Here is a 15,043-nt window from a genome sequence, read left to right on the forward strand (position 1 = left end):
TACAACAGACTCGTTCTTATATTATAACCCCATAATTCAGAGTCTTGGCTTTTGAAGATGGGCTTGGATGGTGCTGCGGAGATGCTCTGCCAAAGCTTCTTTATCCTGATAAATCGGATCCTGCGGAGTGATGGGTGGAAAAACAGTGAGAATTACTTTATTGCGGTGAATGTTTCCATCAAATTCATACATCTTCCTGGTGCCGTCCAAGGCGAAGGGAACGATGGTTGCGTCAGCCATTTGGGCAAGCTTGAGACTGCCAAGTTGAAAATCCCCAACTTTGCCATCAGTGGCACGCCTGCCTTCGGGGAAAATCAGCATGGGCAGGCCTTCCTTCATCACTTGAGCGGCTTCCTTGAAGATTGTGAGAGCCTGACGGGCGTTTTCCCTATCCAGAAAAAAGCTTGGCAATTCCTTCATCCAAACATTCAATACAGGTACTTTTGCAAGTTCCTGCATGGCGATGAAACCCAGCGGCCGCCCCATAAAGCCCAACAGAACAGGGATATCGAAATAACTTTGGTGGTTCCCCATAAAGCAAATGGAGCCATCGGCAGGAATGTTTTCCAGGCCAGTGACCTTCAGCTTGGAACCTGTGGAAAGGAAGGTTACCCTCCCCCAGGCGCGGGCGACCCTCCAAGCGTTATGACGCTGGCGGCGTTTGGAAACAAAGAGCCGGCTCAAATATTGAAAGGGTAAAAGAAGGGAAACAACCAGCATCACAAGAATAAAAAAGGCTTTCCAAAGGAGGCTGGTCACAAAGTTTAAGGCTTTTTTCATAATCTATTCCATATTAATCCATTCTTTGGCAATCTCGTTGAGAGAGGTAATCCAGGCTTCCTTGCGGACAGCCCGGCGCAAAACATTCCAATAAACACTGCCCCAAAAAGGAAAATCAATTGGATCGAATGTGTTGTTGTGCCAAAGAAGCGAGAGATGAGACTGATATTTCTGCGCCATATCCAACATCCTGCCCAGCGTCACTTTCGCCCAAAAAGGGTTCATATTCATGGCTTTTTGCGAATGCAGAGTGGTGTCCATCACGATAAGCGGTATTTCAAGCACCCGGAAGGGTCGATTTTCCTCGATGTTAAACGGGTAAAATGGAAAAGAGATGCCAGCACGGAAACCGATGTTTTCCCAATATCCAAGCGTGGAATCATATTTAATCCCCGCCCTTTCCAGGATGTTAAAACTCTTTTGATAATCGAAATGGAGGTAGTGGGAACGATAGCCCTTGATTTTAAACCCAGCCTGTTTCAACCTGTCCAGTTCTGTCCACAACACACTTTCATCAAACGCGGATTCGGGACTGCCATGAAGGCCAATCTCCTCTCCCTCAAGCAATTTCTTAAGTCGACCCAATACCTTGGGGTTTGAGATATAATTCTGGCGTTTATCCTTAAAATCGTTTTTGGCAAGGAGGAACCAAGTGGATTTGACACCCAATGCCCGCTCTTTTCGAACCATCCAGGCAATCTGGCGGCGCGGGTTATGTATCAGGTTTTTGTGGAAACTGTGTCCCAGAATCTTGTACGTGGCTGTGAGAGGTCGACGGAACCAGGTTCGCAGGTTATATTTAAATGTGTCGGTCTTTTGAGTCCCGCTCCAGTAGTTCCAATAATCAATATCGTGGGAAAGCGAGAGTGCGAAACGTCGGTCTTCATTCCAATTCACTTCCCGGATAAACTGGGGCAAAACAGTCTCAATGGTGTATAGCAACATCTGGCAATATACATCCACCACAGGGATTTGAGTGAAATCCCAACGATATTGCAGGGATTGACGAAAATCCACACGTCCACGCGGCTCGCCATGACGACCCAGAATATATTCGTGCCAGCAGGTGAGGAAATAGAAGGCGCTGGCGACAATATCTTTATGGAAAGAAATTGTATTTTGACCAAAGGCAAAAATGGGGCCCGGCTGTGAAAAAAGGAAGGGGATATATTCCCCTTGGTAGCGGTAAAAATCCACCTTATCAAGAGGATACAGCTCCAGGCTGTCGAAAAAGGATGGCGTGGCTGGATCGAAATAAATCTTCAATGGGTATTCATGATGCGTGGGTGGTCCGTAATACAGATGCACACCTTCAATCCTGTCGCCATAGGTAAATTGAGGATGAAGGCGCAAAATCCGACAAAAAGTCCTCAACACAAATTCCGCTTTCGGAATGAAAGCGGATGGTAAATCCAGCAGGATGAGGATATTCGGAAAACGGTCCATCAGGTCAGGATGCCAGGTTTTAGAAACTCAAACCGAAAATCTCTATGGATTGCGGTTTTTGCCGGATTTCAATCTCTAAAACCCAGCCAGGCATGGCCGGAACAGAGGCTTTGAGTTCCATCTTCAGCCAGCTTTTTTGTCTGTCCTGTCACTTGCGGAAGGCAGCAAAACCTTATCCAACACTTCTTTCACCGTATCAACCCAGATAATCTGCATCCCTTCCAGAATATCGGGCGCAAAATCGCTGATGGATTCCTGATTTTCACGGGGCAGGATGAGTTGTTTGATTCCCGCTCTTTTCGCGGCGAGGATTTTCTCCTTCAATCCACCCACAGGTAAAACCTTACCGGTGAGGGTCACCTCGCCCGTCATCGCCAAATCATGTTTCACTTTTCGGCCGGTGAAAAGCGAGGCGAGTGCCGTCGTAAGCGTGATTCCTGCTGAAGGGCCATCCTTGGGAACGGCTCCGGCAGGTATATGTATGTGGAGATCGTATTTCTCAAATTTATGAGGCTCAATGCCATAAAAATGTGCATTTGCCTTCAGGTGGCTGAGCGCTATGCGGGCAGATTCCTTCATCACTTCACCCAACAATCCGGTCAGCGTGATGATGCCCTTACCAGGCATACCCGTGGTTTCACAAAAGAGAATCTCGCCACCATAACTGGTCCAAGCCAACCCCGTGGCAATTCCGACCTCAGGTTTACGATTGGCAAGCTCCAGGCTGAACTTGCGGGGGCCGAGGTATTTTTTCACCGTGGCGGCGTTGATGACGCTGGTTGCCTCATCTCCATCCGCAACTTCCTTGGCAATTTTGCGATAGATGCTTCCAATCCGCCTCTGCAGGTTTCGAACCCCTGCTTCCCGCACGTAATAGCGAATGAGCTCCTGCAGGGCTGATTTATGAAAGCGAATCTGATGGTCTGCCAAACCATTGGCTTCCTTTTCCTTGGGGATGAGATAATGTTTGGCAATCTCGACTTTGTCGTTCTCCAGATAGCTGGTGAATTCGATTATTTCCATTCTGTCCCGCAAGGCTGGAGGGATGGTGTCCAAAGAGTTTGCCGTGGTGATGAACATCACTTCGGAAAGGTCGAAGGGAAGGTTCAGATAGTTGTCCACAAAGCTATGGTTCTGTTCTGGATCCAACACTTCCAAAAGCGCTGAGGCTGGGTCGCCCCGGAAATCCCGTCCCAGTTTGTCTATCTCGTCCAGCATGAAAACCGGGTTTGCCGTGCCTTGGCGCTTGATTTCCATCATAATCTTTCCAGGCATGGCACCGATGTAGGTTCGGCGATGTCCGCGGATTTCAGCTTCATCGTGGATTCCGCCCAGGCTCATGCGGATGAATTTCCTTTTAAGCGCGCGGGCAACGGATTGACCAATGGAGGTCTTGCCCGTTCCGGGAGGCCCCACAAAACAGAGGATGGGACCCTTCAGGTGTCCCTTCAGCTTTTTCACCGCGATGTATTCCAGAACCCGTTCCTTGGGTTTTTCCAGGCCATAGTGGTCTTTGGTGAGGATTCTGTCGATGCGCTTCAAATCCAGACTGTCTTTGCTGTGCGTGTTCCAGGGCATGTTCACAATCCAATCCAGATAGTTGCGCACGACGGCGTATTCACTGGCGGCTGGCTGCATTGATGCCAGGCGTTCCAATTCCTCATACGCCACTTCCTCCACATAATCCGGGAGTTTATTCTTTTGAATCAGTTCCCGCCATTTGAGGATTTCCTTGCTAACTTCATCGCTTTCACCCAGTTCCTTGCGAATGGCGTCCAGTTGTTCACGCAGGTAATATCTGCGCTGGTCTTCGCTCATCTCAAGCTGAATGTTGCTGCGAATGGTGTTTTCCATCCTCATCTGACGAATCATTTCCGCCAAACAGTTGTTCAGATATTTGAACCGCTGTTTGAGGTCAACCGTTTCCAGAATTGCCTGACGGTCTTCAATCTGAAGGTCCAGGTTTCCGGCGATGATATCTGCCACACGCCCGGATTGTTTGATACTGCTGAGCCCGGCAATCATCTCGTTGTTCAAAATCGTGCTTTCAGAGGCTATCTTCTCCATGAGCTCAATCGCGATGGTGCGATAGGCATGAACCTCGGTATCCTCGGATGTTTGTTCCGGAATGCTTTGCACGTCCACCATGATAAATGGTTCCCGCTGGGCTGTTTTCTGCAGGCGAATCCTGGAGGTTCCCTGCAGCAGAAGGCTGATGGAACCATCCTGGTTTCTCAGCATTCTCAAAATGGTTACGGCAGTGCCATATTCATGCAGGCCAATATCGTTTGGACCGGTTTTGTCCCGATCCAGGAAAAATGCTATTGTTTTATCATGAGCCAGAGCATGGTCAATCACCTGTCTGGACTCTTCATCTGCCACCACCAGAGGCATCAGAAGGTATGGGAACATCACAACGTTGTTGATGTGCAATACCGGCAATGTTCTGGGGATCCGGCTGTTTTTTTCTTCCATTTTGCGCTCCTGAATTGTCAATTGGAATTATTATCTGCGTCAAAGCAGATGCACTCATTATGAGCTATTATAATATGTATAATGCCTCTGACCCACTTAAGCCAATACTAAAAACATCACCATATTCAAAATACCAAGCACCAGATTGATGGCACCCACAACCTTCAGAACAGGTTTATGGAGATATTGGTTGTAATATTTTGTGAAAAACTCCAGGTCGAACTTCTCATCAAAATCATCGATGCGGTGTTCAATCCGCCATTGCTGAACCAAATGGGGCACGGTTTTACGAAGGAGTTTTGCGGCAAGACTGCGTGCTCCAGATGCAATCAAATCTCGGATTTTTGCTTTCAAACCTCTCGGTAAAAGGGGCCAGTTGTCCACAAAAGACATCTGTTCCCATGTCCATTCCCGCAAATCCTCTTCCAGTTTAAACAGATATCCGGAACTTCTTCTTGGGTCATCCGCCTGTTCCAGATAGTCCTGCAAAAGGTCCCTGGCTTTGTTGAACACCCAATCTCGCTTACGCACCAAAAAACCGGGAGTGAGCGGATTTGTGAAACCAAATATCTTTTTTTGGCGGGGGTTGAATAAGAACCATTTTACCAGCCAAACCAACAACAGGCCGAAGCCGACATTCAGCACGATGAACAATAGTGATTTTAGAAAAAGCATCGATCCTCCTCAAGGATGGGATGATGGGTTTCTGGTTCACACCTGTTTAAGGATGTGGCCCATTTTATTTTTCTTGGTTTGCAGATATTCAAAGTTGGAATCGCGAGGCTCAATCTCGATTGGCACCCGCTCGGTAATCTGAATTCCATAACCCTGCAATCCGACAATCTTTTTGGGGTTATTCGTTAGCAAACGTATTTTTCTGAGGCCCAAATCCCGCAGAATCTGAGCGCCGATTCCGTAATCCCGCTTGTCGGCGGGAAAACCCAAATCCAAATTTGCCTGCACGGTGTCCAATCCTTCGTCCTGGAGGTGATAAGCGCGCAGCTTGTTGACGAGACCAATTCCTCTACCTTCCTGGCGCATATAGAGAATCACGCCCTTTCCTTCTTCGGAAATCAGCTCAAAAGAGCGTTTAAGCTGTTCGCCACAATCGCAGCGCATGGAATGGAGTGCGTCTCCTGTGAGACATTCGGAATGAACCCGCACCAAAATTTCTTCATCGGGGTTAATCTCCCCCATCACCAATGCCAGGTGATATTCATCAGAAACGGTGCTTTTATAGGTACATATGTCAAAATTTCCATAAGGTGTGGGCAATTTTGCGCTTGTAACACATTCCACCAGTTTTTCCCGGTGACGGCGATAGTAGATTAGGTCTTCGATGGTGATAATTTTCAACTGATGTTTTTCGGCGAAGGGAATCAGGTCGTCCAAACGCGCCATTTGACCATCTTCACGGATAATCTCACATATCGCTCCAGCTGGAACACGCCTTGCCAGTTTTGCCAAATCCACCGCCGCTTCCGTGTGTCCGGCGCGCTTCAACACGCCGCCTTTTTCCGCCCTAAGAGGGAAAATGTGTCCGGGACGCATAAAATCCTGAGCCTTGCTTTTGGGGTCAGCCAAAGCGACAATAGTTTTCGCTCGTTCCTGCGCGGAAATTCCCGTGGTGGTTCCTTCCCGCAGGTCAACTGGAATAGTGAATTTTGTGCCATGCCGGTCTGTGCTTTCCTCGGTCATCAATGGCAAATCCAAACGTTCCATCGCCTCCGCTTCAAGAGGGACACAGAGCAGACCTTTCCCTTGGGAAATCATAAAGTTAACATCCTCAGGTGTCACAGCGTCTGCCGCCATCAGAAGGTCGCCTTCGTTTTCACGATTTTCGTCGTCCACCACAATCAACATTCCGCCATCCGCGATAACCGCAATGGCTTCCTCAATGCTGCTGAAAGGGCTTCTATCTTGTTTATCAGTCATTTGGTTTTTCCTTTTCCTTGTCCAGGATCGAATTTAAATCCCAGGCTTCTGTGTCAATGGCAAAATAATGATCCAGCCATGCCAGGGTATAATTAAAATCCGCGGGAAGCTCCGCCCTCACATCCAGATGTCTGCCTGTGATGGGATGTTCCAGCTCCAGCCGCCAAGCGTGTAAAGCCTGCCTCAACAGATGTTTGGTCAGCAATTCTGTCACCTTGCGCTTCATGTTGTCTGGAACCAAGGCGTGAACCTGCCTGCGTGTATTATAAAGCAAATCACCCAAAAGCGGATAGTTACGGTCGGCAAAATGAACCCGGATTTGGTGCATCCGTCCGGTTTCAAGTCCAATCTTCACCAAAGAAAAATAGTGATAGAATTTCACAACCTCGTAATGGGTCAAAGCCCAGCGTCCCTGCGGGGTCACACACATCTTGCGCGGATTGCTGGTACAGCGTCCGATGTGGCTTTCAATGCTGTCCTCCGCGGGGTCTGGAACCCCGGTGGTGATTGCCAGATAGGTCTTTTTAATCTGCCTGCGGGCAAACATATCATTCAGAGCGCTTTGAGTGGGGTCGTTTTTGGCGATTATCATCAAACCCGATGTGCCTCTGTCAAGACGATGCACGATTCCAGGTCTGTTTGCTTCCCTCCCACTGGAAAGGTCTTCCCGCCAACGAAAAACAATGGCGTTCACGAGGGTTTGGTCAGACGCCCCAAAACCAGGATGGACAATCATTCCCGCGGGTTTATTGATGAAGGCAAGGTGCTCATCTTCATAAACCACATCCAGCGGGATATTTTGTGGAACCACTTCCTCAGTGATAAGTTCGGGCAGGGAAATGTCCACTTCGTCGCCCTTGGAAAGCAGAAAACTCTTTTTCACCGGGATATTATTCACCAGGATGCGGTCTTCCTCAATCAATTTCTCGATGAAGCTACGACTGTAGAGCTCTTGTATCCTCAAGTCCACCAGATGTTTATCCAGACGGCTGGCTTCGTCTTTGTCGTAAACTACCTTAATCCTGTTTCGCATGTTCTGAAAAACTTAGTGTATAAACTCCGCCGATGGAATCACCAGCCGCGTTTCGGACGATTGCTCCATTCAATATGGTCAGTTTATGATAGTCCGAGGAAGGAATCCTCTGGTCGTAAAGGTTATCCCCGTGATTCAGCGATTCCATTAGCTTGCTAAAAACCCGTTGGTCAAATTCGTCTTTCAGCCTCAGGTCGCGAATGTTCAAACACTCCACCAAGGAGGGATAGCGCCGTCTCAGGGTGTCGTTGCAATAGCTAATATCACCGTTGTTCAGAGCGATAATCACCCCCTGGGGAAGCAGGTTGATGAGCTGTTTTATGCGCTGGTCATGCTCGTAAATTTTGTTTTCCTTGGCTTGGTCAAAACCGTGGATACTGCGCAACATCTGCTTCAAACCTTCTAGAAGGCCGATGATTTCCCGGTCTGAGCCCAGCTCCTTGATTTCTGCATCCAAATCCACATCATAATTCCCATGCGTGATTTCGCTGATCAATTTCTCCGTCCGGCGCAGGTTCTTTTTGAGCATCAAGGGGACAATGTTATAAATCACAACGCTATAGATGAATATGACCAACACAGACAAAATCAGCGCCGTCTGCAAATCATTCACCAAGGAATCAAACTCCCTGCCGCGAAGCGTGATAGCGAATAGAACCGCGCTCTGCAACAGGATTAACCCCATCAACACTGCCCAAAAAAGATGGTAGCGACCCACAATCGATTTTTTCATTTCAACTCCCTTCGGCGCGCCACATCGCCAATCAGTTTATCCATCGCGTTTTTGCGTCCCATCAACATCAAAACATCTCCTTCCTTAATCACGTCATTCGCTCCAGGCATATCGTTAAGCTTTTGTTCCACAATGTTTTTACCTTCGTCGGTCACTGCCAGATAGCTATATTTAATCGCGATGACATTTATCCCGCGGTTTGTAGGCAAAGCCAACTCTTGCAGCGATTTACCCACAAATTCCTGTGGCGCGACCAGTTCAATCACGACGTGTCCGCTGGTGAGGTTGTAATATTCCAAAATATGTTTGGAGATGAGCGTGTTCGCCAATTGCGAGCCAACAGTTTCTTCCGGCAGAATGGTACGCTTGACACCGATAAGCTCCAAAATCCTGCCGTGCAGATGGTTCTCAATTTTGGCGTGAATGATGCCAACTCCAATCTTTTTCAAAATCGCGCAGCTCAACACAGATTCCTCAATGTTGCTGCCAATGCCGACAATAACGGCGTCCACTTCGTTCAAATTCATGTTCCGCAACGAGTTCTCATCCGTGGCGTCCATACAAACAGCCTGTGAAACCTGACTGCTTATCTCATCCACCAAATCCTGGTCTTTATCGATGGCCAAAACTTCCATCCCGTTTTCAGCCAAAATATTGGCTACGGTCATGCCAAAACGCCCCAATCCAATCACTGCGTAACGTGCCATAATTTCATCCTCTTAGCCGATGGCTATGGTTTCCTCGGCAAATTTGATGTTCGTTTTCTTTGACCCCACCGCGAACGCGTAAATCAGGGTCAAAGGACCAATCCTGCCCACATACATCAAAAACGTAATCAGGATTCTGCCCAGCGGGCTGAGATAGGGAGTAATGCCCATGCTCAAGCCAACCGTCCCAAAAGCTGATACAGCCTCAAATAGCAGCTTGTCAAGCGAAAAAGGCTCCACCAACAGCAGCGCCAAAACAGCGAAAAACAAAATCGCGGCGGAAAGAAAAACCAAACCTGCCGCTTCCCTGAAATTATTGGAGGGGATGCGCCTTCCAAACACGCTGATATCCTTGCGCCCCTTCAGCAGGGAAACCATTGTCAGCCCCAAAACCGCGAACGTTGTGGTCTTAATCCCGCCTCCGGTGGAACCAGGCGACGCGCCGATAAACATCAAAATCATACTCACAAAGATGGACGCCTTGCTCATCGCTCCAAAATCCAAGCTGCTAAAACCCGCTGTACGCAGGGTGACAGACTGGAAAAATGAACTCAGAAAGCGCTGCGGTGCCGTGAACCCTTTCATCGTAACGTGATATTCCATGGTCAAAAAAGACAACATCCCGCCCAAAATCAGCACGGAAGTGGTCACCAACACAATCTTCGTGTGCAAATTAAGCGAATTAACCCTGTCCTTTTTGAAAAAATAGCGAAGCAAATCAATGATGGTGGTAAAACCCAAACCGCCCAGAATGATAAGTGCCGGGATGACAAGGCTCACGATGGCGCTGCCTCCAAATCTCGCCATATTATCCGGAAACACCGAAAATCCCGCGTTACAAAAAGCGGAAACTGAATGAAACACGGAAAGATAGATGGCGTGGCTCAAGGTGTTTCCCCTCAGGAACTTGGCCATCAAAATCAAGGCGCCAACCAGCTCCAGACTCACGGTCAAAATCACGATATTCTTCAAAAGATGCAAAACGTTGACCTTGTTCGTCCCACCCACCACCTGGCTCATCACATTTTTCAGCTTTAAATCGATATTCCTGCCCAAAAGAAGCGCGAAAGCCGTGGAAACCGTCATAATCCCCAGCCCGCCAATCTGAATCAGAATCAGGATTACAATCTGCCCAAACTTGCTGAAATACGAGCCGACATCATAAACCGTGAGCCCTGTGACGCAGGTTGCCGAAGTGGCGGTGAAAAGCGCGTCCACAACCGGCGTAACTTCCTTGCGCGTGTTCGCCACCGGTAACATCAACAACACCGATCCAATCAGGATTACAAGCAGGAAACTCAACATCAGGCTCACCGGCGGGTTTTTCGACAGCCATTTATAGACCTTTCCCTGATACAGCCTGAAAATGAAAAAATCCAGGATGAAAAAAGTCTGTCGGATCAACAGGAAAAAGATGACAATCCTGGCATAAAATACCATCAATACCGTGCCCAGAACCAACATAACGAGGTCGAACCACACTGTTTTGCCAATTCCTCTCCCAGTTTTCAAAACCAAGCGGCTGAGAATTGCCAAACCCAAAAACACCAGATTTGCCCCCGCTGTCCAGTTTTGAACCACGTTATAATCCGCGTAATGGCTGATTACCGGCTCCAAAAACAGAACCAAAAGGCTCCAAATCGCCAACAGGTAGGCAGCCCATTCCACTTGGGAAAGAACCGCCCGGATAAATTTACGCATTATCTGTTGCCGGTTTCGGTATCCACAATCGAATTGATGGCTGCCGAAACTTCATCTATCTCCAGGCTGGCGTCCACTTCCGAGAGCAAGCCTCTTATTTGGAAAAACTCACGCAAAGCCAGGGTGCGCTTGTAGAATTTTTTAAACCGCCGGGCGATGGCGGCTGGTTTGTCGTCGTCGCGAACCACCAGTTTTCCCCCACAATCATCACAAATTCCCTTCCGGCTGGGCGCTCCGCTCACCAGGTTGTAATTCAAGCCACAGGAAGCGCAAACCCTTCGGGATGAGATTCTTTCGATGGCTTTCTCTTGGTCCAAACGCAGGAAAAACACGTGTTTCACCTCAAAATGCTTCACCAGATACTCTGCCTGAGCCATATTGCGCGGAAATCCATCAAACACAATACCCTTGCAACCCTCACAAAACGAATCCCCCACAAGCTTATAGACAATCTCGTCCATAACCAAATCACCCAGGCCTATGGTTCCGCTCACCTGTTTTCCCAGTTCGGTTCCCAGGGCCACTTGTTCCCTCAGCAGGTCACCAATATTCACATGCTGAAAGCCTGTCCTCTCGCTGAGGAGCTTTGCCTGCGTGCCTTTTCCGCTTCCCTGAATACCGAAGAAAACATAACATTCCATTTCAAAATACCTCAATTTCAGCCAATATATTCATATCACATCCATTTGTCAAGCTTTGCCAGTCAACACAACGAAAGCCACTGCGAATTCTTTTTCGTGGCTCAACGAAAGCAGGGCGTTCTCAGCGCCCAAAGCTTTCATACGCTCCAGCGCCAAGCCGTGCAATTTCAATTTTGGAACCCCCTCCCCGGTGTTCAAAACCTCGATGTCACGCCAATTCACCTGACCGTCCCAACCCGTGCCCAGAGCCTTCATCACAGCTTCTTTGGCGGCGAATCTGGCGGCGTAGGATTGAGCCGGAAACGAGCGCGAATTACAATATTCGATTTCGGAAGCGGTGAAAACCTTGTGAATAAACTCGGGATGGCGTTCCAACAATCTGGCTATGCGCGCCACCTTCACGATGTCTGTCCCAATTCCCAGGGTCATTTCTTTTCAGCCTTTTTTTCCAAATCCAAAAGTCTGATCTTGATGGGCATGCCGCCGCCATATCCGGTCAGCGAACCATTTGAGCCCACCACCCGGTGACAGGGTATGATGATGGCAATCGGATTCCGGTTTGAAGCCTGTCCCACGGCCCGATACGCCAGAGGTCTGCCGATTCTTTGCGCAATTTCTTTATAGCTGCGTGTTTCGCCGTAGGGAATCTCGAGCATGGCGTTCCACACATCTTTCTGAAACTGGGTTCCCTGAGGCTCAAGCTTCAAATCAAACTCTTTTCTTTTCCCGCTCAGATATTCCCGCAACTGTCTGCGAACTTCCTCAACTTCCTCTCCCCCACCTTTGTCAGGATATTTTCCAAACTCCACTTCCCGAACCTTGCCATCCTTAACCACAATCCCCAGTTCCATACCCTCGAAGCTGAATCCATATATATTCTGCGATGCCATTTTAGGCCTCCCGCCTTGAAAAAACCAGAGCCCCGTTCTCGCGCTGGAGTCTGGGGCTCTGAGTGACAGTTTTTCTTAAGCTATGCTGTGAAACGTCTGCGCTCTTTGATGCGTCCAGCTTTTCCTTTGGCGTGGCGCAGATAGAAAAGCTTGGCTCTGCGAACCTGACCATAGCGGACGATTTCGAGCTTGTCGATGTTTGGCGAGCTTTGAGGAAAAACACGCTCAACACCAACGCCGTTTGATATCTTACGGACAGTGAAGGATTTGGAGATACCGGATCCACGTTTTTGAATCACGATACCCTGGAACACCTGAATGCGTTCCTTTCCGCCTTCTTTGATTTTATAGTGGACTTTCACCGTGTCGCCGGGGCGAAAATCGGGAAAGTCGGTTCTGATTTGGTCTCTGCCAACTGTGTGCAGAATATCCATGGGTTCCTCCCTATATCTACTCGGAATAAAAGACTTCCTGCGCAAAGGAAACGGTACCGCGGACGAATCATTTCCGCCACCTCAAGGCCTTGAAACCCGAGGTGGGAATCCGCCGCATCTTGAACTTCAGTCCATTGCTGTTGCCGGTTTTTGGGCTCCAGCTTTTTCGTTAAGGTCAGAATCGCCAAACCGTTCAAACGCGGCTGGCGTCGCAGAATCCGTTTTTCCACGCCTAACAGATGTGGAAACTTTTATTCCTGCTTGGTATTATTAAAAAAATGTTCGCGATCGCCGGAGAGAAAGGAGCGCTATTTTTCGCGCTTCAAATCCGGACGCCGGGTCTTGGTGAGGCTCTGGGACTGCGTTTGAGCCCAGGCTTGAATCTTGGCGTGGTTCCCTTCCCTCAAAACGGGTGGAACCTTTTGTGACATCCATTCCTCAGGACGGGTGTAACAGGGAAAGCCAAGCTCAGCCTTGCCTTGGGCAAAGGAATCCATTTCAGCGGAACCAATATCGCCCAAAACTCCGGGTAGGAGCCTTGCCACACCGTCGATGAAAGCCAAAGCCGGGATTTCACCTCCGGAAAGGACATAATCTCCCAGGGAAATTTCATCACAAACGGCGAGGTCCCGCAAGCGCTGGTCAATCTCCTTGTAGTGTCCACAAATCAGAATCACCCTCGGCAGGCTGGAATAATGTTCCAAAATCTTTTGATTCAAAACCCTGCCTTGAGGGGTGAAATACACCACGGGGGCGTAGCCATCGGTCAAAAGCTCTTCGATGGCCTTGTAAATCGGTTCTGCCCGGATAACCATGCCGGGGAAGCCACCAAAGGCATAGTCGTCAACCTGGTTATGCTTGTTGCCGCTAAAAGCTCTAAAATCGCTTATCCCCACCTCCAAAGCCTTGGAGGCGATGGCTCTTGCCACGATGCTGCTTTCCAACACGCTGGTGAAAGCCTGGGGAAACAGACTCAGGATATCAATTTTCATTCGCCGGCTTCCGAGAGCAAACTCTCGGCGTTAATCAAAATTATCACACCGGGATTTTCCATCACTTCGCCGATAAAGAAATCGACCATCGGAATCAGGATTTCAGCGCCATCAGGGGCGGTCACTTCCAACACATATTGCGCGTTGTTGTGAAAATAATCCGTCACCTTGCCAATTTCGCGTTCTTCGAACACAACGCTATATCCCAAAAGCTCTTCCGGCTCCTCTTCCTCTTCATTTTCCAGAGGAAGCGCCAAAATCACTTCGCGGTGTTTAACTCGCTCTTCAGCTATTCCATCCTCGGCAAATTTCAACCTCGGTTTTCGATCGCTGTCGTCTCGTTCACATATACTTACGAAAAACACTCTATCACTGTTAAAGATCAAATATACGTCTTTGGCTTCTGCCAAGACATCGCGAAAACGTGGTTTTACCACCACAGGGTAAAACCCGTCCGCGTCCTTTCCGCCCAACCGGCCGATGCCAATCAGGTCTGATAGTTTCATTTACTCGATTATCTCGAGCTGGGCGCGCTTTCCTTGCTTTGTGCTGACTGCGTTGATAATGGTGCGGATTGCGCCGGCTGTGCGGCCTTTTTTGCCTATCACTTTGCCGATGTCTTCCTTGGAAACGCGAAGTTCGTAAAGGGTGATTTTATCGCCCTGAACCTCGGTGATATTGACGCCGCTGGGATCATCAACCAAAGCCTTGACCAAAAATTCAATCAGTTCCTTCATTTGTCACCTCTTGCTGTTCGTTTTTAGCTGCTTTTCTGTCTTCTATTTTCTGTTCGTGCCAAATCTGCAGGATGCCAGCTTTGCGCAGTAGGGAGCGAACCGTGTCGCTGGGCTGCGCGCCGACTCCGAGCCAATACAGGGCGCGATCTTTATCGACTTGGATTTTGAAAGGATTGGGCTTGGGATCATACCAACCGATGCTTTCTATATATTTTCCGTCACGTTTGGCGCGGGCGTCCACTGCCACAATACGGTAAAAGGGCTGGTCGTTAGCCCCCATCCTTTTCAGTCTCAGTCTGACCATTATTTCTCCTTGCTATTTTCAATAAGATTAAGCTATTTTGGGTCAGTATTTTTCTAAGACCTCTTTTCGTCAAGCGTTTTCTGATTATTTTTGAACTTTTTTGGGCGCTTTGTGGAAAATAAGGTTCACGAAAACCTTTTCCCTCCCCAAACTGAGCGCTGAAACCCACCTGATTCAAACCCTGACTTTTTCTCTAAACCCCTGACTCCAATCACTTTCCTTCCTTGGCTCTGGC

17 protein-coding genes are annotated in these 15,043 nt (G+C 48.6%); all 17 read right to left on the reverse strand.

Annotated features, from left to right (window positions below):
- Nucleotides 1-36 precede the first annotated feature (36 nt).
- The gene (locus GX135_01355; GenBank protein ID NLN84735.1) at nucleotides 37-780 is read right to left on the reverse strand and encodes a 1-acyl-sn-glycerol-3-phosphate acyltransferase; all 744 of its coding nucleotides are present in this window, start codon (nucleotides 778-780) and stop codon (nucleotides 37-39) included.
- 3 nt (nucleotides 781-783) lie between these two features.
- Entirely contained in the window at nucleotides 784-2,226 is a 1,443-nt protein-coding gene (locus GX135_01360) for a hypothetical protein (protein ID NLN84736.1), read from the reverse strand.
- A gap of 123 nt (nucleotides 2,227-2,349) precedes the next feature.
- Nucleotides 2,350-4,701 carry an endopeptidase La gene (gene lon / locus GX135_01365; GenBank protein NLN84737.1) on the reverse strand — a complete coding sequence of 784 codons (2,352 nt, stop codon included), beginning with the start codon at nucleotides 4,699-4,701 and terminating at the stop codon, nucleotides 2,350-2,352.
- A gap of 96 nt (nucleotides 4,702-4,797) precedes the next feature.
- A complete protein-coding gene (locus GX135_01370; protein NLN84738.1) occupies nucleotides 4,798-5,376 on the reverse strand; it encodes a hypothetical protein in 579 nt (192 codons plus the stop codon).
- A 36-nt stretch (nucleotides 5,377-5,412) separates the two neighbouring features.
- A complete protein-coding gene (locus GX135_01375; GenBank protein ID NLN84739.1) occupies nucleotides 5,413-6,636 on the reverse strand; it encodes a bifunctional 3,4-dihydroxy-2-butanone-4-phosphate synthase/GTP cyclohydrolase II in 1,224 nt (407 codons plus the stop codon).
- Nucleotides 6,629-7,669: an RluA family pseudouridine synthase gene (locus GX135_01380; GenBank protein NLN84740.1), complete on the reverse strand. Its 1,041-nt coding sequence runs from the start codon at nucleotides 7,667-7,669 to the stop codon at nucleotides 6,629-6,631. Before GX135_01380 ends, GX135_01375 begins: the two co-directional genes overlap by 8 nt.
- A complete protein-coding gene (locus GX135_01385) occupies nucleotides 7,653-8,402 on the reverse strand; it encodes a hypothetical protein (protein NLN84741.1) in 750 nt (249 codons plus the stop codon). The genes GX135_01380 and GX135_01385 overlap by 17 nt, the downstream gene beginning before the upstream one ends.
- On the reverse strand, nucleotides 8,399-9,109 hold the full coding sequence (locus GX135_01390) for a TrkA family potassium uptake protein (GenBank protein ID NLN84742.1): 711 nt from the start codon (nucleotides 9,107-9,109) through the stop codon (nucleotides 8,399-8,401). Before GX135_01390 ends, GX135_01385 begins: the two co-directional genes overlap by 4 nt.
- 12 nt (nucleotides 9,110-9,121) lie before the next feature.
- On the reverse strand, nucleotides 9,122-10,810 hold the full coding sequence (locus GX135_01395) for a potassium transporter Trk (GenBank protein ID NLN84743.1): 1,689 nt from the start codon (nucleotides 10,808-10,810) through the stop codon (nucleotides 9,122-9,124).
- Nucleotides 10,810-11,451, reverse strand: a complete 642-nt coding sequence (locus GX135_01400; protein ID NLN84744.1) for a nucleoside monophosphate kinase — start codon at nucleotides 11,449-11,451, stop codon at nucleotides 10,810-10,812. Before GX135_01400 ends, GX135_01395 begins: the two co-directional genes overlap by 1 nt.
- 48 nt (nucleotides 11,452-11,499) lie before the next feature.
- Complete coding sequence (locus GX135_01405; protein ID NLN84745.1) at nucleotides 11,500-11,880, reverse strand: holo-ACP synthase; 381 nt, start codon at nucleotides 11,878-11,880, stop codon at nucleotides 11,500-11,502.
- Nucleotides 11,877-12,341, reverse strand: a complete 465-nt coding sequence (locus GX135_01410) for a methylated-DNA--[protein]-cysteine S-methyltransferase (GenBank protein NLN84746.1) — start codon at nucleotides 12,339-12,341, stop codon at nucleotides 11,877-11,879. Before GX135_01410 ends, GX135_01405 begins: the two co-directional genes overlap by 4 nt.
- Nucleotides 12,342-12,421: 80 nt before the next feature.
- Complete coding sequence (rplS, locus tag GX135_01415; GenBank protein NLN84747.1) at nucleotides 12,422-12,775, reverse strand: 50S ribosomal protein L19; 354 nt, start codon at nucleotides 12,773-12,775, stop codon at nucleotides 12,422-12,424.
- Between the two features lie 308 nt (nucleotides 12,776-13,083).
- A complete protein-coding gene (gene trmD / locus GX135_01420; GenBank protein ID NLN84748.1) occupies nucleotides 13,084-13,767 on the reverse strand; it encodes a tRNA (guanosine(37)-N1)-methyltransferase TrmD in 684 nt (227 codons plus the stop codon).
- The gene (locus GX135_01425; GenBank protein NLN84749.1) at nucleotides 13,764-14,273 is read right to left on the reverse strand and encodes a hypothetical protein; all 510 of its coding nucleotides are present in this window, start codon (nucleotides 14,271-14,273) and stop codon (nucleotides 13,764-13,766) included. Before GX135_01425 ends, trmD begins: the two co-directional genes overlap by 4 nt.
- Nucleotides 14,274-14,504 carry a KH domain-containing protein gene (locus GX135_01430; GenBank protein NLN84750.1) on the reverse strand — a complete coding sequence of 77 codons (231 nt, stop codon included), beginning with the start codon at nucleotides 14,502-14,504 and terminating at the stop codon, nucleotides 14,274-14,276. It lies immediately after the preceding gene.
- Nucleotides 14,488-14,808: a 30S ribosomal protein S16 gene (gene rpsP, locus GX135_01435; protein ID NLN84751.1), complete on the reverse strand. Its 321-nt coding sequence runs from the start codon at nucleotides 14,806-14,808 to the stop codon at nucleotides 14,488-14,490. The genes GX135_01430 and rpsP overlap by 17 nt, the downstream gene beginning before the upstream one ends.
- Nucleotides 14,809-15,043 lie beyond the last annotated feature (235 nt).

The sequence above is a fragment of the Candidatus Cloacimonadota bacterium genome (assembly GCA_012522635.1).
Classification (GTDB): Bacteria; Cloacimonadota; Cloacimonadia; order Cloacimonadales; family Cloacimonadaceae; genus Syntrophosphaera.

What these genes read in the sequence shown, in the direction of transcription:
- GX135_01360 (NLN84736.1), bottom strand. Translation starts at nt 2,226, where the DNA reads ATGGACCGTTTTCCGAATATCCTCATCCTGCTGGATTTACCATCCGCT.
- GX135_01355 (NLN84735.1), bottom strand. Translation starts at nt 780, where the DNA reads ATGAAAAAAGCCTTAAACTTTGTGACCAGCCTCCTTTGGAAAGCCTTT.
- GX135_01425 (NLN84749.1), bottom strand. Translation starts at nt 14,273, where the DNA reads ATGAAACTATCAGACCTGATTGGCATCGGCCGGTTGGGCGGAAAGGAC.
- rpsP (NLN84751.1), bottom strand. Translation starts at nt 14,808, where the DNA reads ATGGTCAGACTGAGACTGAAAAGGATGGGGGCTAACGACCAGCCCTTT.
- GX135_01390 (NLN84742.1), bottom strand. Translation starts at nt 9,109, where the DNA reads ATGGCACGTTACGCAGTGATTGGATTGGGGCGTTTTGGCATGACCGTA.
- GX135_01370 (NLN84738.1), bottom strand. Translation starts at nt 5,376, where the DNA reads ATGCTTTTTCTAAAATCACTATTGTTCATCGTGCTGAATGTCGGCTTC.
- rplS (NLN84747.1), bottom strand. Translation starts at nt 12,775, where the DNA reads ATGGATATTCTGCACACAGTTGGCAGAGACCAAATCAGAACCGACTTT.
- lon (NLN84737.1), bottom strand. Translation starts at nt 4,701, where the DNA reads ATGGAAGAAAAAAACAGCCGGATCCCCAGAACATTGCCGGTATTGCAC.
- GX135_01375 (NLN84739.1), bottom strand. Translation starts at nt 6,636, where the DNA reads ATGACTGATAAACAAGATAGAAGCCCTTTCAGCAGCATTGAGGAAGCC.
- GX135_01410 (NLN84746.1), bottom strand. Translation starts at nt 12,341, where the DNA reads ATGGCATCGCAGAATATATATGGATTCAGCTTCGAGGGTATGGAACTG.
- GX135_01400 (NLN84744.1), bottom strand. Translation starts at nt 11,451, where the DNA reads ATGGAATGTTATGTTTTCTTCGGTATTCAGGGAAGCGGAAAAGGCACG.
- GX135_01385 (NLN84741.1), bottom strand. Translation starts at nt 8,402, where the DNA reads ATGAAAAAATCGATTGTGGGTCGCTACCATCTTTTTTGGGCAGTGTTG.
- GX135_01380 (NLN84740.1), bottom strand. Translation starts at nt 7,669, where the DNA reads ATGCGAAACAGGATTAAGGTAGTTTACGACAAAGACGAAGCCAGCCGT.
- trmD (NLN84748.1), bottom strand. Translation starts at nt 13,767, where the DNA reads ATGAAAATTGATATCCTGAGTCTGTTTCCCCAGGCTTTCACCAGCGTG.
- GX135_01405 (NLN84745.1), bottom strand. Translation starts at nt 11,880, where the DNA reads ATGACCCTGGGAATTGGGACAGACATCGTGAAGGTGGCGCGCATAGCC.
- GX135_01430 (NLN84750.1), bottom strand. Translation starts at nt 14,504, where the DNA reads ATGAAGGAACTGATTGAATTTTTGGTCAAGGCTTTGGTTGATGATCCC.
- GX135_01395 (NLN84743.1), bottom strand. Translation starts at nt 10,810, where the DNA reads ATGCGTAAATTTATCCGGGCGGTTCTTTCCCAAGTGGAATGGGCTGCC.